Annotated in this window: 16 protein-coding genes, 4 tRNA genes and 1 other RNA gene; 1 reads left to right on the top strand and 20 read right to left on the bottom strand. The window is 50.4% G+C overall.

From position 1 onward, the window contains the following. Positions 1-14 precede the first annotated feature (14 nt). From rpoB to I6L74_RS09675, 12 genes are all read right to left on the bottom strand, one after another. Positions 15-4,043, bottom strand: a complete 4,029-nt coding sequence (rpoB, locus tag I6L74_RS09730) for a DNA-directed RNA polymerase subunit beta (RefSeq protein WP_059180775.1) — start codon at positions 4,041-4,043, stop codon at positions 15-17. Positions 4,044-4,362: 319 nt separating this feature from the next. Beyond that, positions 4,363-4,728 carry a 50S ribosomal protein L7/L12 gene (gene rplL / locus I6L74_RS09725; RefSeq protein ID WP_011915460.1) on the bottom strand — a complete coding sequence of 122 codons (366 nt, stop codon included), beginning with the start codon at positions 4,726-4,728 and terminating at the stop codon, positions 4,363-4,365. Positions 4,729-4,794: 66 nt separating this feature from the next. Next, the gene (gene rplJ / locus I6L74_RS09720) at positions 4,795-5,292 is read right to left on the bottom strand and encodes a 50S ribosomal protein L10 (RefSeq protein WP_007704673.1); all 498 of its coding nucleotides are present in this window, start codon (positions 5,290-5,292) and stop codon (positions 4,795-4,797) included. A 290-nt stretch (positions 5,293-5,582) separates the two neighbouring features. Further along, complete coding sequence (gene rplA, locus I6L74_RS09715; RefSeq protein WP_059180776.1) at positions 5,583-6,287, bottom strand: 50S ribosomal protein L1; 705 nt, start codon at positions 6,285-6,287, stop codon at positions 5,583-5,585. 3 nt (positions 6,288-6,290) lie between these two features. Then, entirely contained in the window at positions 6,291-6,719 is a 429-nt protein-coding gene (rplK, locus tag I6L74_RS09710) for a 50S ribosomal protein L11 (RefSeq protein WP_011915458.1), read from the bottom strand. Between the two features lie 154 nt (positions 6,720-6,873). Next, on the bottom strand, positions 6,874-7,419 hold the full coding sequence (nusG, locus tag I6L74_RS09705; protein WP_011915457.1) for a transcription termination/antitermination protein NusG: 546 nt from the start codon (positions 7,417-7,419) through the stop codon (positions 6,874-6,876). A 1-nt stretch (position 7,420) separates the two neighbouring features. Further along, on the bottom strand, positions 7,421-7,804 hold the full coding sequence (gene secE / locus I6L74_RS09700; protein WP_011915456.1) for a preprotein translocase subunit SecE: 384 nt from the start codon (positions 7,802-7,804) through the stop codon (positions 7,421-7,423). 229 nt (positions 7,805-8,033) lie between these two features. Then, positions 8,034-9,218: an elongation factor Tu gene (tuf, locus tag I6L74_RS09695; RefSeq protein ID WP_096759551.1), complete on the bottom strand. Its 1,185-nt coding sequence runs from the start codon at positions 9,216-9,218 to the stop codon at positions 8,034-8,036. 119 nt (positions 9,219-9,337) lie between these two features. Then, a tRNA-Thr gene (locus tag I6L74_RS09690) sits at positions 9,338-9,413 on the bottom strand. A gap of 6 nt (positions 9,414-9,419) precedes the next feature. After that, a tRNA-Gly gene (locus tag I6L74_RS09685) sits at positions 9,420-9,494 on the bottom strand. Between the two features lie 115 nt (positions 9,495-9,609). Then, positions 9,610-9,694, bottom strand: a tRNA-Tyr gene (locus I6L74_RS09680). 8 nt (positions 9,695-9,702) lie between these two features. Then, positions 9,703-9,778 (bottom strand) — tRNA-Thr (locus I6L74_RS09675). A gap of 334 nt (positions 9,779-10,112) precedes the next feature. Here I6L74_RS09675 and coaA point away from each other — a divergent pair. Further along, positions 10,113-11,063, top strand: a complete 951-nt coding sequence (coaA, locus tag I6L74_RS09670; protein ID WP_059180409.1) for a type I pantothenate kinase — start codon at positions 10,113-10,115, stop codon at positions 11,061-11,063. Positions 11,064-11,118: 55 nt separating this feature from the next. Here the strand turns inward: coaA and dppF are convergent, their stop codons facing one another. The 8 genes from dppF to I6L74_RS09630 all read right to left on the bottom strand — a co-directional run bounded on the left by dppF (position 11,119) and on the right by I6L74_RS09630 (position 20,404). Further along, a complete protein-coding gene (gene dppF / locus I6L74_RS09665) occupies positions 11,119-12,132 on the bottom strand; it encodes a dipeptide ABC transporter ATP-binding subunit DppF (RefSeq protein ID WP_059180410.1) in 1,014 nt (337 codons plus the stop codon). After that, positions 12,129-13,112 (bottom strand): dipeptide ABC transporter ATP-binding protein, encoded by a 984-nt coding sequence (dppD, locus tag I6L74_RS09660; RefSeq protein ID WP_059180411.1) that lies wholly within the window; start codon positions 13,110-13,112, stop codon positions 12,129-12,131. Before dppD ends, dppF begins: the two co-directional genes overlap by 4 nt. A 10-nt stretch (positions 13,113-13,122) precedes the next feature. After that, the gene (gene dppC / locus I6L74_RS09655; protein ID WP_059180412.1) at positions 13,123-14,025 is read right to left on the bottom strand and encodes a dipeptide ABC transporter permease DppC; all 903 of its coding nucleotides are present in this window, start codon (positions 14,023-14,025) and stop codon (positions 13,123-13,125) included. A 9-nt stretch (positions 14,026-14,034) separates the two neighbouring features. After that, the gene (dppB, locus tag I6L74_RS09650) at positions 14,035-15,054 is read right to left on the bottom strand and encodes a dipeptide ABC transporter permease DppB (RefSeq protein WP_011915450.1); all 1,020 of its coding nucleotides are present in this window, start codon (positions 15,052-15,054) and stop codon (positions 14,035-14,037) included. Between the two features lie 161 nt (positions 15,055-15,215). Continuing rightward, a complete protein-coding gene (gene dppA / locus I6L74_RS09645) occupies positions 15,216-16,823 on the bottom strand; it encodes a dipeptide ABC transporter periplasmic-binding protein DppA (protein WP_059180413.1) in 1,608 nt (535 codons plus the stop codon). 681 nt (positions 16,824-17,504) lie between these two features. Continuing rightward, positions 17,505-17,632: non-coding RNA, RtT sRNA (locus tag I6L74_RS09640), on the bottom strand. 121 nt (positions 17,633-17,753) lie between these two features. After that, entirely contained in the window at positions 17,754-18,164 is a 411-nt protein-coding gene (locus I6L74_RS09635; RefSeq protein ID WP_059180414.1) for a hypothetical protein, read from the bottom strand. Continuing rightward, positions 18,161-20,404 (bottom strand): M23 family metallopeptidase, encoded by a 2,244-nt coding sequence (locus I6L74_RS09630; RefSeq protein ID WP_059180415.1) that lies wholly within the window; start codon positions 20,402-20,404, stop codon positions 18,161-18,163. The genes I6L74_RS09635 and I6L74_RS09630 overlap by 4 nt, the downstream gene beginning before the upstream one ends. Positions 20,405-20,686: the final 282 nt, after the last annotated feature.

The following is a 20,686-nucleotide window of genomic DNA, read 5'->3' as shown; positions in this document are numbered from 1 at the left end:
TGTTTGAGCGAGAGTTACTCGTCTTCCAGCTCGATGTTGATACCCAGGGAACGGATCTCTTTCAACAGTACGTTGAAGGATTCCGGCATGCCCGGTTCCATCTGATGGTTGCCGTCCACGATGTTTTTATACATCTTAGTACGACCATTCACGTCATCAGACTTAACGGTAAGCATTTCCTGCAGGGTGTATGCCGCGCCATATGCTTCAAGCGCCCACACTTCCATCTCACCGAAGCGCTGACCACCGAACTGAGCCTTACCACCCAGCGGCTGCTGAGTAACGAGGCTGTAAGAACCGGTAGAACGCGCATGCATCTTGTCATCAACCAAGTGGTTCAGTTTCAGCATGTACATATAGCCAACGGTAACCTGGCGCTCGAATTGCTCACCAGTACGACCGTCGAACAGCGTGATCTGACCGGAAGTCGGCAGGCCACCCAGCTGTAACAGCTCTTTGATTTCAGACTCTTTCGCACCGTCAAAGACTGGCGTTGCGATTGGCATACCTTTTTTCAGGTTCTCAGCCAGACGCAGAACTTCATCATCACTGAAGGTGTTCAGGTCAACTTTCTGACGAACATCAGTGCCCAGATCGTACGCACGCTGGATGAACTCGCGCAGTTTCGCGACTTCTTCCTGCTGCTTCAGCATGGCGTTGATTTTCTCGCCGATACCTTTAGCAGCCATACCCAGGTGGGTTTCGAGGATCTGACCAATGTTCATACGAGACGGTACGCCCAGCGGGTTCAGTACGATATCTACCGGCGTACCGTTAGCATCGTGCGGCATATCTTCGATCGGGTTGATCTTAGAAATTACACCCTTGTTACCGTGACGACCTGCCATTTTATCACCAGGCTGAATCTGACGTTTAACTGCCAGATAGACCTTAACAATCTTCAGCACGCCTGGTGCCAGATCGTCGCCCTGAGTGATTTTACGGCGTTTCGCTTCGAGTTTTTTCTCGAACTCGTGTTTCAGTTCGTCATACTGCTCAGCCAGTTGTTCCAGCTGATTTTGTTTCTCTTCGTCGGTCAGGCCCAGTTCCAGCCAGCGATCGCGTGGCAATTTGTCAAGCTTCTCAGCTTCAACACCACCAGAGACCAGCACCGCGTAGATACGACTAAACAGGCCAGCTTCGAGGATCTGCAGTTCTTCAGACAGGTCTTTCTTCGCCTGCTTCAGCTGCATCTCTTCGATTTCAAGCGCACGTTTGTCTTTTTCTACGCCATCGCGAGTAAAGACCTGAACGTCGATGATCGTACCGGAAACACCGTTTGGTACACGCAGAGAAGAGTCTTTAACGTCAGACGCTTTCTCGCCGAAGATTGCACGGAGCAGTTTCTCTTCTGGCGTCAGCTGGGTTTCACCTTTCGGCGTTACCTTACCAACCAGAATGTCGCCGCCGGTCACTTCTGCACCGATGTAAACGATACCGGATTCATCCAGTTTAGAGAGCGCAGCTTCACCCACGTTCGGGATATCAGCAGTGATCTCTTCAGGCCCCAGCTTAGTGTCACGGGACACACATGCCAGTTCCTGAATGTGAATCGTGGTGAAACGATCTTCCTGAACCACACGCTCGGAGACGAGGATGGAGTCTTCGAAGTTGTAACCATTCCACGGCATGAACGCTACGCGCATGTTCTGACCGAGTGCCAGTTCACCGAGATCGGTAGACGGACCATCAGCCAGCACGTCGCCGCGCTCAACTGGCTCACCCAGAGACACACATGGCATCTGGTTGATACAGGTGTTCTGGTTAGAACGGGTGTATTTGGTCAGGTTGTAGATATCGATACCCGCTTCACCTGGGTACATCTCGTCTTCGTTAACTTTGATAACGATACGGGAAGCATCAACGTACTGAACGGTACCGCCACGTTTCGCAACCGCAGTTACACCGGAGTCAACGGCAACAGCACGTTCCATACCGGTACCAACCAGCGGCTTATCAGCGCGCAGAGTCGGAACCGCCTGACGTTGCATGTTCGCACCCATCAATGCACGGTTGGCGTCATCGTGTTCCAGGAATGGAATCAGTGACGCACCAACAGAAACGATCTGCTGGGTCGAAACGTCCATATAATCCACCTGATCATTGCTGAACAAGCTGGATTCGCCTTTGCTACGGCAGGTAACGAGATCGTCAACGAAACGACCTTCTTCGTCCAGGTTGGTGTTCGCCTGAGCGATGACGTAGTTACCTTCTTCGATAGCAGACAGGTAATGGATTTCGTCGGTCACAACACCGTCAGTCACTTTACGGTACGGCGTTTCGAGGAAGCCGTATTCGTTTGTCTGTGCGTACACGGACAAGGAGTTGATCAGACCGATGTTTGGACCTTCAGGCGTTTCGATAGGACACACGCGACCGTAGTGAGTCGGGTGTACGTCTCGAACTTCAAAGCCTGCGCGTTCACGGGTCAAACCGCCCGGGCCAAGTGCAGAGATACGACGTTTGTGCGTAATCTCAGACAGCGGGTTGTTCTGGTCCATAAACTGTGACAGCTGGCTGGAACCGAAGAACTCTTTCACTGCTGCAGAGATTGGCTTGGCGTTGATCATATCCTGAGGCATCAGGGTATCCAGATCGCCCAGAGACAGACGCTCTTTAACGGCTCGCTCTACACGTACCAGGCCAACGCGGAATTGGTTTTCCGCCATTTCGCCAACGGAACGGATACGACGGTTGCCGAGGTGGTCGATATCATCCACTTCGCCTTTGCCGTTACGGATATCAATGAGCTTCTTCATCACTTCGATGATGTCTTCTTTGCTCAGGATACCGGAACCTTCAATCGCATCACGCAGCAGAGAACGGTTGAACTTCATACGACCAACCGCAGACAGATCGTAGCGGTCTTCAGAGAAGAACAGGTTCTCAAACAGGTTTTCAGCTGCTTCGCGAGTTGGCGGCTCACCAGGACGCATCATGCGGTAGATTTCTACCAGTGCGCTCAAACGATCGCTGGTTGGATCGACACGTATAGTCTCAGAGATATACGCACCATGATCCAGGTCGTTGGTGAACAGCGTTTCAATGCGCTTGTGGCCAGACTGGCTCAGCTTAGCCAACAGATCCAGGCTCAGTTCCATGTTGGCTGGGCAGATCAGTTCGCCAGTTGAAGCATCAACGTAATCTTTTGCGGCAACTTTTCCGGCAATGTATTCAACCGGGACTTCGATCTGCTTGATGTCATCTTTTTCGAGCTGGCGAATGTGGCGCGCAGTAATACGGCGACCTTTTTCCACATACACTTTGCCGTCGAATTCGATATCAAACGAGGCGGTTTCACCACGCAGACGCTCCGGCAACAGCTCCATTTGCAGCTTGTTGTCGCGAATTTCGAAGATAACTTTCTCAAAGAACAGATCAAGAATCTGCTCAGTGGTGTATTGCAGCGCACGCAAAATGATGGTTGCTGGCAGTTTACGACGACGGTCGATACGGACAAACAGGTTGTCTTTCGGATCGAATTCGAAGTCCAGCCATGAACCACGGTAAGGGATGATACGTGCGTTATACAGTACTTTACCGGATGAGTGTGTTTTACCTTTATCGCTGTCGAAGAAGACGCCCGGGCTACGATGCAGCTGGGAAACGATAACACGCTCAGTACCGTTGATAACGAAAGTACCGTTGTCAGTCATGAGTGGAATTTCACCCATGTAGACTTCTTGTTCTTTGATGTCCTTAACGGTGCCTTCCGGCGCTTCACGCTCATAGACAACCAGGCGCAGTTTCACGCGCAGCGGTGCAGAATAGGTCACACCACGGATCTGACATTCCTGAACGTCAAATACCGGTTCGCCAAGACGGTAGCTGACATATTGCAGCTCAGAATTACCGCTATAGCTTTTGATTGGGAATACGGAACGGAAAGCTGCTTCCAGACCATACTGCCCTTCAGGATCTTGCTCGATAAACTTCTGGAACGAGTCAAGCTGGATAGAAAGGAGATAAGGTATATCCAAAACTTGTGGACGTTTACCAAAATCCTTACGAATACGTTTTTTCTCGGTATAGGAGTAAACCATTAGGGTTCCTCAGCTCGCTGACAAGTCGACCCATCTGCCCGACGGAGGGACAGTTTGTGCAACACCATTTTGTTGATCGGAAAATTGAATACTTTCCGCAATACCTGTTGCTATCACGCTTAAACCATTTCGTTGCAATTTACACAGCCCGTGAGGCTGTCGCAGTATATTAAGACGTCGATAGAAACAAGCATTGTCAGGACAGCCAGCAGTCAAACAGTGTGAAATGCTACTGGCGCCTTACAGCGCAAAAAGGCTGGTGACTAAAAAGTCACCAGCCATCAGCCTAATTTCTCAGGCTGCAACCGGAAGGGTTGGCTTATTTAACTTCAACTTCAGCGCCAGCTTCTTCCAGAGATTTTTTCAGTGCTTCTGCGTCATCTTTGCTCACGCCTTCTTTCAGAGCGGCTGGAGCAGATTCTACCAGGTCTTTAGCTTCTTTCAGACCCAGGCCAGTTGCGCCACGTACAGCTTTGATAACTGCAACTTTGTTCGCGCCAATACCTTTCAGAATAACGTCGAATTCAGTTTTCTCTTCAGCAGCTTCAGCTGGGCCAGCAGCTACAGCTACAGCAGCAGCAGCAGAAACGCCGAATTTTTCTTCCATTGCAGAGATCAGTTCTACAACGTCCATTACGGACATAGCTGCAACTGCTTCAATGATTTGATCTTTAGTGATAGACATTTAAATTGTTCCTGAAAATCAGAATAAGTTTATACGTAAGCGAATGCTTTATAAAGTTAACGGCTATTAAGCCGCTTCTTTCGCATCGCGAACAGCAGCCAGAGTGCGAACCAGTTTGCCAGCCGAAGCTTCTTTCATGGTTGCCATCAGGCGTGCAATTGCTTCTTCGTAGGTCGGCAGTGTAGCCAGGCGATCGATTTGCGATGCCGGGATCAACTCACCTTCAAAGGCTGCGGCTTTGACCTCAAATTTTGCATTCGCTTTCGCGAAATCTTTGAACAGACGAGCAGCTGCGCCCGGGTGTTCCATAGAATATGCAATCAGGGTCGGACCAACGAACGCGTCTTTCAGGCACTCAAACTGAGTACCTTCAACAACACGGCGCAGCAAGGTGTTACGAACAACACGCATGTATACGCCGGCTTCGCGACCTGCTTTACGCAGTTCAGTCATTTTGTCTACAGTAACGCCACGGGAATCCGCAACTACTGCAGACAGCGCGCCTTTGGCTACTTCGCTGACTTCAGCAACAATCGCTTGTTTGTCTTGAAGATTTAAAGCCATTAGCTTTGCTCCTGGATGTTTGCCAGGGCTCATGCCCTGGAACTCACTTCACTCTTCTCAAAGAAAAGAGCGTCTTAATACGGTGAGCAGAAACAAGCCAGAGTATCAGAAATAATCTTAGCGTTCTGTCACCGTCTACGCAGGGGATTAAGCCTCTTACGAGACACCTGCGGTCTTCGACGGAGGCCTGGATCAGGCCAGGCTCCAACGAACAATTCTTTTACCTGCTAACTTTAGTTAGCAAACATGGGGGTAAGATTGTAGACAAATCCACCGCCCACGTAAAGGTATTAGTTTGCTACAGCAGTCAAGCCAGCCTGATCTACTGCAACGCCTGCGCCCATGGTGGTGGACAGGCTAATTTTCTTGATGTACACGCCTTTAGCCTGTGTAGGTTTCGCTTTTTTCAGCGCAACCAGCAGAGATTCCAGGTTTTCTTTCAATTTTTCGGTTTCGAAGTCCACTTTACCGATGGTAGTGTGGATGATACCGTTTTTGTCGTTACGATAACGAACCTGACCTGCTTTAGCGTTCTTAACCGCTTCAGCAACGTTAGGCGTTACAGTACCAACTTTAGGGTTTGGCATCAGGCCACGTGGACCCAGAACCTGGCCCAGCTGGCCAACAACGCGCATTGCATCCGGAGAAGCAATAACAACGTCAAAGTTCATTTCGCCTTTCTTGATCTGATCAGCCAGATCTTCCATACCTACCAGTTCAGCGCCTGCAGCTTTAGCAGCTTCAGCGTTTGCACCCTGAGCAAATACAGCTACGCGAACGGAACGGCCAGTACCGTTTGGCAGTACAGTTGCACCACGAACGTTCTGATCAGATTTACGAGCATCAATGCCGAGGTTAACAGCAACGTCAACGCTTTCTACGAACTTAGCAGTAGCCAGTTCTTTCAGCAGTGCGATAGCTTCGGTGATGTCGTACTGTTTGGTCGCATCAACTTTGTCACGAATTACGGACATGCGCTTGGTCAGTTTAGCCATTTCTTAATCCTCCACTACCAGGCCCATGGAACGTGCAGTACCTTCAATGGAGCGAGTCATCGCTTCAATGTCAGAACCAGTCATGTCGGCAGCTTTGGTCTGCGCGATTTCCTGCAGCTGAGTGCGGGAAATTTTACCAACTTTGTCTTTGTTCGGCTTACCGGAACCAGACTTGATACCAGCCGCTTTTTTCAGCAGAACTGCTGCCGGCGGGGTCTTGGTAATGAAGGTGAAAGAACGGTCAGCGTAAACGGTGATGACAACCGGAGTTGGCAGGCCTTTTTCCAGGGATTCTGTTTTGGCGTTAAACGCTTTACAGAATTCCATGATGTTAACGCCCTGTTGACCCAGTGCTGGACCAACCGGTGGACTCGGGTTTGCCATACCAGCTGCAACCTGCAGCTTAACGTAGGCTTGTACTTTCTTAGCCATTCTAAAATCCTCTAATTGGGTTATAGCGCCTCGATGAGGCTCCCCGTGATAAAATTCGTTTTACGGGCGTAACCCATAAAAACAAAAGGCGCGAAATTGTATTCCAATCTCGCGCCCCGTGCAACGATTAAATCGTCGCTTTTTTACTCGGCTACTAGGCTTTTTCGACCTGGGCAAAGTCCAGTTCTACCGGGGTCGCACGACCAAAGATAGAAACTGAAACTGTCAGACGGGACTTTTCATAGTCCACGTCTTCAACCACGCCGTTAAAGTCAGCAAACGGACCATCACTAACACGGACCATTTCACCCGGCTCAAACAGCGTTTTAGGACGCGGCTTATCACCAACCTGCTGCAGGCGGTTCATAATCGCATCGACTTCTTTGTCGCTGATTGGCGCTGGACGGTCGGAAGTGCCGCCGATAAAGCCCATTACGCGTGGTACGCTGCGCACGAGGTGCCAGCTTGCATCGTCCATCACCATCTGGACCAGCACGTAACCCGGGAAGAATTTGCGCTCGCTTTTGCGACGCTGGCCACCACGGATCTCGACGACTTCTTCAGTCGGAACCATGACTTCACCAAACAACTCTTCCATATTGTGTAATTTGATATGCTCACGCAGCGAAGTGGCTACGCGGCCTTCAAAACCGGAGAACGCCTGAACGACGTACCAGCGCTTTTTAGGGGCTTCAGACATCTTAGAACCTCAGGCCAGTGATAAAGGATACCAGGCGAACCAGAATACCATCTAGTCCCCACAGGATCAGTGACATTACAGCAGTCACCGCTGCCACGATCAGCGTGGTGTGCAATGTTTCCTGGCGAGTAGGCCAAATGACCTTGCGAACTTCGGTTCGCGCTTCGCGGGCAAAAGCAACTGTCGCTTTACCTTTTGTCGTCAACAGCGCGACACCACCCGCTGCAGCAATAAGAATTACTACGGCCAGCGCACGCAGCGGCAGCATCATGTCACGATAAAGGAAGTTGCCAACGATAGCTACGATCAGCAGCACGGCTACAACTACCCACTTCATCGCTTCCAGGCCGCGACCGCTCCCTTGAGCTTCGGTATTCGCACTCATAAACCAACCTGTCAGAAGAATTCTACAAACATTTTCACCCCGCGATTGCGAGGCGAGCCAAGCCGAAATGCACTGCAGCTTTTCGGACTAAACGCCCTCTACAGAGCCTGTCTCAGCAATGATTATGACAAAAAAAATCACTGATGAGCCAGGTTCTGGTTCGAAAGCGTGCAAAAAGGGCATCAAATGATGCCCTTTTAATGCGCATTACGTCAAATGTTATCAGCGATTAGCTGATAACTTTAGCTACAACGCCAGCGCCTACAGTACGGCCGCCTTCACGGATTGCGAAACGCAGACCGTCATCCATCGCGATTGGGTGGATCAGGGTAACAACCATCTGAATGTTGTCGCCTGGCATTACCATCTCTACGCCTTCTGGCAGTTCGATGGTGCCGGTCACGTCAGTTGTACGGAAGTAGAACTGTGGACGGTAGCCTTTGAAGAACGGAGTATGACGGCCGCCTTCATCTTTGGACAGAATATAAACTTCAGATTCGAATTTGGTGTGCGGCTTGATTGAGCCTGGCTTAGCCAGTACCTGACCACGTTCGATTTCTTCACGTTTGATACCACGCAGCAGAACACCAACGTTCTCACCAGCACGGCCTTCGTCCAGCAGTTTGCGGAACATTTCAACGCCAGTACAGGTAGACTTAGCAGTCTCTTTGATACCAACGATTTCAACTTCTTCGCCAACTTTAACGATACCGCGCTCTACACGACCGGTTACAACAGTACCACGGCCGGAGATAGAGAATACGTCTTCGATTGGCAGCAGGAATGGCTTATCGATAGCACGTTCTGGTTCCGGGATGTAAGAATCCAGGTAGCCAGCCAGCTCAACGATTTTAGCTTCCCACTCTGCTTCGCCTTCCAGCGCTTTCAGAGCAGAACCACGGATGATTGGAGTGTCATCACCTGGGAAATCGTACTGAGACAGAAGTTCACGAACTTCCATTTCTACCAGTTCCAGCAGCTCTTCGTCATCAACCATGTCGCATTTGTTCAGGAACACGATGATGTAAGGAACGCCTACCTGACGACCCAGCAGGATGTGCTCACGCGTCTGTGGCATAGGGCCATCAGTTGCAGCAACAACCAGGATCGCGCCATCCATCTGAGCAGCACCGGTGATCATGTTTTTAACATAGTCGGCGTGGCCCGGGCAGTCTACGTGTGCGTAGTGGCGAGTCGGGGTGTCATATTCAACGTGGGAAGTGTTGATGGTGATACCACGAGCTTTTTCTTCTGGTGCGTTATCGATCTGATCGAATGCACGCGCAGAACCACCGTAGGTTTTTGCCAGAACGGTAGTGATTGCAGCAGTCAGCGTTGTTTTACCATGGTCAACGTGGCCGATAGTACCGACGTTAACGTGCGGTTTTGTACGTTCAAACTTTTCTTTAGACATCGATTGTCCCTCTAAGACACGGATAAATCGGTGATATCACCACATCAACCAGGCAAAATGCCTGAACTGTTGAATGTTTTTTAAAAGTTAACAGAGAGAAACGGGAGGGAGAAGTGAAGTGGTGCTGATACCCAGAGTCGAACTGGGGACCTCACCCTTACCAAGGGTGCGCTCTACCAACTGAGCCATATCAGCACGTCTTGGAGCGGGCAGCGGGAATCGAACCCGCATCATCAGCTTGGAAGGCTGAGGTAATAGCCATTATACGATGCCCGCATCCTGAAACTCGGCTACCCAGTTCTTTCTGTAACAAAAAAGAGATTTCTCTCTTTTTATGTTTGAGCTGATTAATGTTTTAGCCAGCTCAGGCGGCGATTACGCTGCCAGAAAGTGGTGGTGGGGGAAGGATTCGAACCTTCGAAGTCTGTGACGGCAGATTTACAGTCTGCTCCCTTTGGCCGCTCGGGAACCCCACCGGACTTGATGGTGCCGACTACCGGAATCGAACTGGTGACCTACTGATTACAAGTCAGTTGCTCTACCTACTGAGCTAAGTCGGCATCAAGTAGCGCGCATTTTATGGAGACATGGGCAGTCATGCAACTAAAAAATTGCATAAATTGTTCATTCGCTCACATTTTGTGCGCAAACAGGGAAAAACGCTGTTATTTCATGCAAAGCAGGCTAAATATTCAGCATAACGAGCCCAAATACACTGTGAAAGCGTACCGTGATGCCCTCCGCGTTAAGCATCACTCGCCCATATTTTTTCTTATTATTCGCGTCATCTGGTGTTAACCTCCTGCCCATTGTCCAAAATTAACTACTAAGTGATGGGCTATTACCTGTGACAGTTCGTAAATGTGCAGATAAATGGTTCACTGAAGCCTGCTTATGAGCAAAAAAGAGCAATCGTTAATGACACCTTATCTTCAATTTAACCGCAGCCAGTGGGCCGCCCTGCGTGATTCGGTTCCCATGACGCTCACGGAAGGTGAAATCGCGCGTTTAAAAGGGATAAACGAAGATCTGTCGCTGGAAGAAGTTGCCGAGATTTATCTGCCACTGTCCCGCTTGCTTAACTTCTATATAAGCTCCAACCTGCGCCGCCAGGCCGTACTGGAACAGTTCCTCGGTACCAACGGGCAACGCATTCCTTATATCATCAGTATTGCGGGCAGCGTGGCGGTAGGTAAAAGCACCACCGCACGCGTCTTACAGGCATTGCTGAGCCGTTGGCCAGAACATCGCAGCGTGGAGTTAATAACGACTGACGGCTTTCTGCACCCGAACGAGGTGTTAAAAGAACGCGGTCTAATGAAGAAGAAAGGTTTTCCGCTTTCTTATGATATGCACCGTCTGGTGAAATTCGTTTCCGATTTGAAGTCTGGCGCGCCAAACGTCACGGCACCGGTTTACTCTCATCTTATTTACGATCGTATCCCCGATGGCGATAAAACCGTTGCCCAGCCAGATATACTGATTCTGGAAGGGTTAAATGTTTTGCAAAGCGGCATGGATTATCCCCATGACCCGCACCATGTCTTTGTCTCCGATTTCGTCGACTTCTCTATCTATGTCGACGCCCCCGAAAATCTGCTGCAAAACTGGTATATCAACCGCTTCCTAAAGTTCCGCGAAGGGGCATTCACCGATCCTGATTCTTACTTCCATAATTACGCCCAGCTTTCCGAAGACGAGGCCGTTAATGTCGCCACCGCGCTCTGGAATGAGATCAACTACGTGAACCTGAAAGAGAACATCCTGCCGACACGTGAGCGAGCCAGCCTGATTCTGACCAAGAGTGAGAATCACGCCGTTGACCAGGTTCGGTTGCGGAAATAGCAAACGTGCAGACATAAAAAAACCGGCGATTATCGCCGGTTTTTTTGTTTACGCATTATGGGTGCGGTTTCTCACCGTTTTCATCCTGGTCGACCGCAAAGCAGGCAACCAGCTGACCACCGTACTCTTTCAACTGTGGCTGCAACTGCGTGCACGGCCCAAAGCGACGACGGCAACGGGCGTTGAAAGCGCAGCCCGGTGGCGGATTCAGCGGGCTTGGCAGCTCGCCGGTCAGCTTGATACGCTCGCGACGGTCATCCGGATTCAGGCGCGGTGTTGCCGAGAGAAGCGCCTGCGTATACGGATGTCGAGGATTATTGAAGATCTGATCTTTCGTCCCCTTCTCCACGCAACGGCCCAGATACATCACCATCACTTCATCAGCGATATGCTCAACCACAGACAGGTCATGGGAGATGAACACATATGACAACCCCAGATCCTGCTGCAAATCCATCATCAGGTTCAGCACCTGCGCACGTACGGACACGTCGAGCGCAGAAACGGGTTCGTCCGCAATCACCACATCTGGATCTAACATCAAACCACGTGCAATCGCGATACGCTGGCGCTGTCCACCTGAGAACATATGCGGATAACGATCGTAATGCTCCGTTTTGAGCCCCACTTTCGCCATCATCGCCAACGCTTTTTCGCGGCGCTGCTCTTTATTGAGCGTGCTGTTAATTTGCAGCGGCTCTTCCAGAATCTGTCCCACTTTTTTACGTGGGTTCAAAGAACCGTACGGGTTCTGGAACACGATCTGGATTTTTTGGCGACGCAGTTTCTGCGCTAGCGGGTCATGCTTGAGCAGATCCTGGCCCTGATAATAGAGTTCGCCACCGGTAGGTATCTCAATCATCGTCAGCAGACGGCCCAGCGTTGATTTACCACAGCCGGACTCACCCACCACGGCCAGCGTTTTGCCACGTTCAAGGGTAAACGATACCCCGTCCAATGCTTTGACCAGACGTTCAGGGGCAAAAAGCCCCTTCTTCACCGGGTAATACTTTTTCAGGTCGATGGCCTGCAACAAAAGTTGTTGTTTGGCGGCCTCTTGCGTACTCATAGTGTAGGCCTCCCGGCATCATCGAGTGGGTAATGACATTTAGACTGACGACCATCGTTCAGGGTAAAGAGTTCTGGCTCTTCGGCACGGCATTTATCCGTCGCATACGGACAGCGCGGATTCAGCAGGCAACCCGTCGGGCGGTCATATTTGCCCGGGACGACGCCCGGCAGTGATGCCAGACGCGCTTTATCCTGAGCAAACTCCGGCAGCGCACGCAATAGCGCCTGCGTATACGGGTGACGCGGTGCGCGGAAAATCGCGTTCGCGCTTCCGGTTTCCACCACCTGCCCGGCGTACATCACGATGATCTTGTGCGCGGCTTCCGCGACCAGTGCCAAATCATGCGTAATCAGAACCAGCGCCATATTCTCTTTCTGCTGTAACTCCAGCAGAAGTTCAATGATTTGCGCCTGAATGGTCACATCCAGTGCCGTCGTAGGTTCATCGGCAATCAGCAGTTTTGGTCGACACGCAATCGCCATGGCGATCATTACGCGCTGACTCATACCGCCCGAAAGCTGATGCGGATAAACATCCAGACGTGAGGCCGGATCGGGGATCCCCACCTGCGTGAGCAAGTCAATCGCACGCTGGAGACGGGTTTTCTTATTGCCGCCCTGATGCACTTTAATCGCTTCCATAATCTGGAAACCGACGGTGTAACAAGGGTTCAGGCTGGTCATTGGGTCCTGGAAGATCATCGCCACTTCGGCACCCACCAACTGTCGGCGCTGCTTCTCGGAGATACGCTTCAGGTCCTGACCGTTAAACTCAAGGCTTTCCGCCATCACGCGGCCTGGATAGTCAATCAGTCCCATGATCGCCAGCGAGCTGACTGATTTACCGGAACCGGACTCCCCCACAATACCGACCACTTCACCTTGATTCACGCTGTAGCTGATACGGTCTACGGCACGAAACTCGGAGCCAACGTCACCGAAGTGCACCGATAATTTATCTACATTTAATAACGCCATCTCGTGCCTCTTACTGCTTCAGTTTGGGATCAAGTGCATCACGCAGACCATCACCCATCAGGTTAAATGCCAGCACCGTGAGCAGAATCGCCAGACCCGGGAAGGTGACGACCCACCAGGCGCTTTGCGCGAACTGCAACACATCGGCGAGCATGGTGCCCCACTCCGGTGTTGGCGGTTGCGCACCCATGCCCAGGAAGCCAAGAGCAGCCATATCGAGAATGGCGTTAGAGAAACCAAGCGACGCCTGAACGATCAGTGGCGCAAGGCAGTTTGGGAGAATATTGATGAACATCTGACGCAGCGCGCCCGCACCCGCAACGCGAGACGCGGTTACGTAATCGCGGTTCACTTCTACCAGCACCGCCGCTCGGGTTAATCGCACATAGTGCGGTAACGCGACGAACGTCAGCGCCAGCGCCGCGTTGCCTATCGAGGGCCCGAACACCGCCACCAGCACCAGGGCTAGCAACAGGCTTGGCAGCGCCAGCATGATATCAACGACACGCATGATGATGTTGTCGATCAGACCACCGAAGTAACCGGCAATCAGCCCGAGGATAACGCCCAGAATCAGCGACAGTACCACCACCAGACAGCCAACCAGCAGCGACAAACGCGCACCGTACATCAGGCGTGATAAGACATCGCGGCCCACATCATCCGTTCCCAGAAGATGCGCAAACGTCCCGCCATCCTGCCAGGCTGGCGGAGAAAGCAGCACGTCCCGGAATTGGTCCGCCGGGTTATACGGTGCCAGGAAATTCGCGAAAACCGCAATGATCAGCATGATGATGACATACACCAAACCGACCACCGCGCCTTTGTTACGCTTGAAGTAGTGCCAAAACTCCTGCAGCGGCGTCATAGGCACCGGGGCAGCAATAACTTTATTTTGAGTAACTTGTGACATGATGGCCCCTTACTTCTTATGACGAATACGCGGGTTCACCACGCCGTAAAGCAGATCGACCAGCAGGTTGACGAGGATAATCATCGTCGCCACCAGCAACACGCCGCCCTGCACTACCGGATAGTCACGGCGTTGCAGCGCATCGATCAGCCAGCGCCCCAGGCCAGGCCAGGAGAAAATGGTTTCGGTCAAAATCGCCCCTGCGAGCAACGTCCCCACCTGCAGACCGATAACGGTCACCACGGGCAGCATCGCGTTACGTAAGGCGTGAACGATAATGACGCGCATACGGGTCAACCCTTTGGCGCGAGCGGTGCGGATATAATCCTCGCCCAGCACTTCCAGCATGGAAGAACGCGTCATACGCACGATGACCGCCAGTGGAATGGTCCCCAGTACTATCGCAGGCAAAATCATATGCGCGACGGCATCAATGAAGTTGCCCTCTTCACCCCAGATGGCGGTGTCGATCAGCATAAAACCAGTAAGCGGATTCGAATCATCCAGGAAGACCATATCGCTGACGCGCCCGGAAACCGGCGTCAGGTTCCATTGCACCGAGACCAGCATGATCATCATCATGCCCCACCAGAAGATAGGCATGGAATAACCGGTCAGCGCGAGGCCAACGGCGGTGTGATCGAAAATAGAGCCACGCTTCACGGCAGCCAGTACGCCGACTGGAATACCGACAGCGACGGCAAACATCATGGCGCAGACACCGAGTTCAAGCGTCGCTTTAAAACGCGGCACAAACTCGTCCCACACCGGAAGACGGCTTTTCAGCGAAATCCCTAAATCACCGTGCAGCACGCCCCAAATGTAATTGAGGTACTGCTGCCACAGCGGCTTGTTCAGGCCGAGTTCGGCCAACAGCTGCGCATGGCGTTCAGGGGAGATACCACGCTCACCTGCCATAATCATTACCGGGTCGCCGGGGATCATATGGACGAAGGCAAAAGTGAGAAGGGTGATACCGATAAACGTGGGGATGACAAGTCCCAGACGTCGGAGGATGAACTGCAACATAACCCGGATTCTCTGTAATGACGCACCATCAAAAGCGTGACGTCTTTATTGCTCACAAATGTAAATATCCTCTCCTCTGGGGAGACGATAAGGGTGAGAGGAACGGTTAAATCCCTCTCACCCCGACCCTCTCCCATCAGGAGAGGGGGACACCCTACTTATTATTCAACCGATACGTTTTCGAAGTGGTGTTTGCCCAGTGGATCTACCACGTAGCCTTTCACTTCTTTACGCACTGGCTCGTACACGGTGGAGTGAGCCACGATCAGCGCCGGAGCCTGGTCATGCATCACTACCTGAGCCTGCTTGTACAGTTCGATACGTTTGTTGTGGTCGTCGGTCGCACGCGCCGGCTGAATCAGATCTTCAAACGGCTTGTAGCACCAGCGAGAGTAGTTGGAGCCTTGTTTCGCTGCATCACAGCTGAACAGGGTCGCGAAGAAGTTATCCGGATCCCCATTGTCCCCGGTCCAACCCATCATCACCGCCTGGTGCTCACCAGCTTTGGCACGCTTCAGATACTCGCCCCACTCGTAGGTCACGATCTTGGCCTGAACGCCGATTTTAGCCCAGTCAGCCTGAACCATCTCAGCCATACGGCGAGCGTTCGGGTTGTATGGACGCTGTACAGGCATCGCCCACAGCTCAACGGTAAAGCCTTTATCCTGACCCGCTTCTTTCAGCAGTGCTTTCGCTTTCTCAACGTCGTAAGTGTAATCCTTAACGTCGTCGTTATAGCCCCACATGGTTGGTGGAATCAGGTTTTTCGCGGCAACGCCAGCACCCTGATAAACCGCCTTGATGATGGCTTCTTTGTTTACCGCGTAAGTCAGCGCCTGACGCACTTTCACGTCATCAAACGGTTTCTTCTCGGTGTTGAAGGACAGGTAACCTACGTTCAGGCCCGCCTGCTCCAGCAGGTTGATGTTTTTGTCCTGCTTCATACGCGCGATATCAGCCGGGTTCGGGTATGGCATAACCTGGCATTCGTTTTTCTGCAGTTTTGCGTAACGCACAGAGGCGTCAGGCGTGATGGAGAAGACCAGACGGTCGATCTGCGGTTTAGTACCCCAGTAACCTTCGAACGCTTTGTACAGAATGCGCGAGTCTTTCTGGTATTGCAGCAGCTGGAACGGACCGGTACCGATTGGGTTCAGATCCACTTTTTCCGGCGTGCCCGCTTTCAGCATGTTATCCGCATATTCTTTCGACAGAATAGACGCGAAGTCCATTGCCAGGTCAGCCAGGAATGGTGCTTCCGGACGGCTCAGAACAAACTGAACGGTTTTATCGTCAACTTTTTTCACTTCGGTAATCAGGTCTGGCAGACCCATACCTTCGAAGTATTCGTAGCTGCCGCCAGACACTTTATGGTACGGGTTCTGGGCATTTTTCTGACGATCAAAGGAGAACACAACGTCGTCGGCATTCAGATCGCGAGTGGGTTTAAACTCTTTGCTATCCTGCCACTTCACGCCCTGACGCAGGTGGAAGGTATAGGTTTTGCCGTCTTCGCTGACTTCCCATTTCTCCGCCAGACCCGGAATAACTTCCGTGGTACCGATTTTGAATTCAACCAGACGGTTATAGATAGGCACAGAGCTTGCGTCGTACGTGGTACCCGAGGTGAAGAGCTGTGGGTTAAAGCCTTCCGGCGAGCCTTCAGAACAGTAAACCAGGGTTTTCGCATTTACGCTTGCCGCGACGGTCAGAGCAACCAGGCTCAGACCAAGCTTCAGCATCCCTGACTTCTTCAAGGAAATACTCATTATTCTGCTCCAATGTGATGTTTTGCTTTGTTGTGTTACGCCGCCTGACCTTTATTTATTATTTACCCGGTCCGGTCGGTGATGCCCGAAGGCGTTATAAGGGATGGAGAATCCTTTCAGAAGAGCGACAGAGTTGCAGCGCAGATCGTCCCTGAAATGCCCCTCGTGCCCTACAATCTGTCAACAGAATGTGAAAACGTCAATACAGGTGGCGGGGATTTACGTTGAGGGTGAGAAACGGCAAACAAAGATTAAAAAAACTCCAGGCATCTATTTTCAGCAGGGAAATTTATGCTACTCGCCATCTTGCAGCACAAAACTCTTCATATTTCGCAACAATCAGTGATTAACATTTATTCATATCGCGTAAATTTTCTTACAGAATGGTGATTATCTGAGCACTTAATGCCATGAACGTTAAAACGCACAGCGGAAAATGCTGAGGTTATCCATAAGCAACGCGAAAAAAGATCAATCTATATATAAAAAAATACAATGGATTATGTCACAAAATCGTTAACAGGCAGGGGTAAACGAGAGGTAAGGTCTGTTTTGACAGGTTGCCACAGGTAAGTCCCTAACGCAAAACCTCGCTTGAGGGGGAGTTTCACATTTGGCTAATGCTTTTCCATTCGCAGAAGGCAAAAAGGGCCAACCTTACGGTTAGCCCTTTTTTAAATGTGGTCGGCGAGAGAGGATTACTTGCCGCTACGCGGCTCGCCCTTCGGGCCGTTGCTGAAGCAACGTTCTCTCGCTTCGCTCGAGTCAAACCTCCTTCGGAGGTTCCGCGCAGCTATTTAGGTAAAATTTATCAGGTGTGTTTCGGGGTTTTAATGCTCAACTCACACCGGAAACACCGCCAGTGCCGTTCTGACGGTGCCGATAATACAGATGTTATGGTAAATCTGTGCGGTAGACCTATTGGTTAGGCTAGTCGATATCAGAAAGCGAACCATAGTCGATATAACAGTCCATTGAACTGATAACGTCCTTGTTTTTTGATACATCTAACCACGCAGATGCTTCGTGCTCATCGCTAACTCTGTTTAGACTTTCGGTTATCGTGTAGCTATAGATACCATTTTTAAACTCTATAGAGCTGTTTAGTCCTGTACCAACAGGGATTTCTTGCGTGATACTTAGTTGTTCCTTCTTTCTTGTTAATTCCATTTCTGGCTGGGTGTTTTTCTTTCCGAATGTATATGTTAAATTTTCTCCATCCTTGTAGACTGAAATTGACTTGTTGTTTTCCGTCGAGCATTTGAAAATTAATTCGTGTGCACTAACATTTGTTGATAATGAAAATACAGCCATTATTGCCAATGTAATTAAACATCTCATACTTCTCTCCGAAGCTGGTTTGACTCTGGTTTCTCGTTTTTCATTTCACCATGCTCATTTGGAAAACGCATTTCAGTAAGAGTTGATATAGCACTGCCGTACACACAGCAACGAGCATCAAATCCATTTAACCCTCTATAGTGAGTGTCTCCAATACGTCCTGGTAGGTTGACTGACGAGCTAGCTTTCCAAAATGCTTGGCTGCGATAACAAACTTTTGTTCCTTTGTTTGTTCTTACTGAGTGTCTTTCTAGTGAGTGTTCAGCGTCGGCATATTTAGCCATTACGTTTAAACTCCAGTAGAATCCAGCACTATCAGTTGACTCATAGCTGCTATTTTCAAGGTTATCTCTCCACTCAATAACGTTACTTGGCAGATCGGCATTGTTCGAATCACCAAGATGGTTGTCTGTATCTCTCAATACACTGTTGTTATAGAGTCTCTTGTATTCAGCAGAAAGCCTATTTTTGACGTTATCAGGATAATTTCTCCCCCTAAAGCTGAAGTATTTGAAATAATTGTCAGGGCTTGTTAGCTGCAAAATACCTCTACCATGCCACGGGTAGTACCAAGCATTATGATGTCCTATAACGGCTCTTGTATGTGGATCCCTGTCGGTATACCTATATGCTTCATGAGTGGTACTCAGCCAAGCTGTTTCTTGTATTGCATTACCAAGGAAACAGGCCACTCGGAAAGGTGTATTGATCAAGTATTTCTGCATTGTGATGTTAAGGCTGCTATGAATTTTATTAGCAACACTATTTTCTTGATCATTATATTTAACTGAATCCCAATGTGTATTACTGATAGCATGCAATGGAATTAGCTGTTTTAGTTCTGGCTTGCTGAGCCAGCCACATTTGCGGAAATGGCTGATAAATGCGGCAGGGTGGAAATGCCAAAGTCGGCCTGTGCCAAGTGCTCCTGTATCAAAGCACAGAGCGGAGGCATGCTCCTTGATTTTGCTGTACTCCGTATCCGACATGACGGGTACATCTTCGCTGCCTTTTTTCAGCCAGGCATAGCGCTGGTCAAAGGTGGCTGCATTCCATTCCAGCGGAAAATAGCAGACAAGTTTGCTGCTCAGTTCGCTGAGATGCCCGCTTTTCTGTAAATCCGCAATGAGCGGGGAATTACATTGGCTGTTATTGTCCGTGTCATCGTCCACCATCCACCACCCCGTCCAGTGGGGAAAGTCGGCATCGCTGAATTTTTTTATGTCAGGAGAGGCCAGGTTAACCATTCCCTTACCTCCAGGAAAACTGACGGTACGCCACAGCGGAGCGTTGGCAGGTGTCAGGGTTTCATGTTCGGTGTTGATGACCCGCCCGAAGCGGAGGAGTTCGAACCCGGCTGACGGATTTTGTGGATATAGACGGCATGCAGTACGGTACAGACTGTACTCATAGCTAACAGGTTTACCGTCCTTATTTTTTTCGCTGTCTGCATCCACCAAGGGATCGCCCACCGTGTCATAGACAAAATCACTGGTCGCATTTTTCCTTCGCGTGACTATCGTGCAGCTACCGTTTTCAAAAGTCATGCTGATGAACAGCGGCGCTGTACTGGTGTGAACCTTATTCAGATTGCCCGTATCAGGTGAACCTGCATCGGCTACCTGCTCATAAAACGGCGTTCCCGAAGGCAGATAAAAATGAATATCGCCGTAAACCGTGTCCGTTCTGCCGTCTGTGGCAATGTTCAGGCCTGGTGTTGATCGCCCGGTCAGTTTCAGCATGTTCTCGTCATCACAGAACACCTGAAAGTGAAAGGCATTTACGTTATCCACTATGCCATTCTGCCCGATGGGATCCTTTCGCCAGATTCTGGCCCCGGCCTTAATCGCCGGATCTAACCTGTCCCGCAGGTGCATGTACAGGGAGTAGAACACGACGGTGCCACTGTCACCGGAACCGATGGCGGTTTCGTGTTTCAGCAGAACATAGCCGTCATCGGTTTTACCAATATAATTCAGCGGGAATGCATCACGCTTATCTGTGTTGGACGGTTTACGGAAAGAAACAACTTCTCCATCCGCAATGGCACGAACAACTTCAATACGGTCGTACCCTTCCTCATAGCGGTCAGTGTGGAGAACATGCACACCACCGTGCCATGATGCATGTCTGTTGAGCGGGAAATCCCGGTTTATATCCACGGGCATCATTCTGCTGACCCATGACGGATCACTTTCTCCGGCATTCCGGGGGCGGACAAACGGCGGGCTGATTACCATAATCCCCTCCATGCAAGTTGCAGCAGGATGTATTGCCGGGAGATATTTCGGGAAAGGGGAAAGCAGTTACATATGTACGAATGGCTCATTCTGTATTCCTTTCAGAAAGCATTAACAGGCAATACTTTAGCCTTGCAGAAAGAATATACAACGGCTTTACTGTAATGAAATTAACAGTAATTACAATGAATTATGATTTTTATGCGGCTCATATATGAAGTGAATGCATCCGCGGGAAATTTTTTTAATTTCGCGGGTACAAAAATTTGACGATGCGGGCTG

It is taken from the genome of Lelliottia amnigena, assembly GCF_019047465.1.
In the GTDB taxonomy this organism is placed as follows: domain Bacteria; phylum Pseudomonadota; class Gammaproteobacteria; order Enterobacterales; family Enterobacteriaceae; genus Enterobacter; species Enterobacter amnigenus.
Note: the sequence above shows the minus strand (reverse complement) of the source record. Positions and strands in the feature narration are given on the sequence as shown.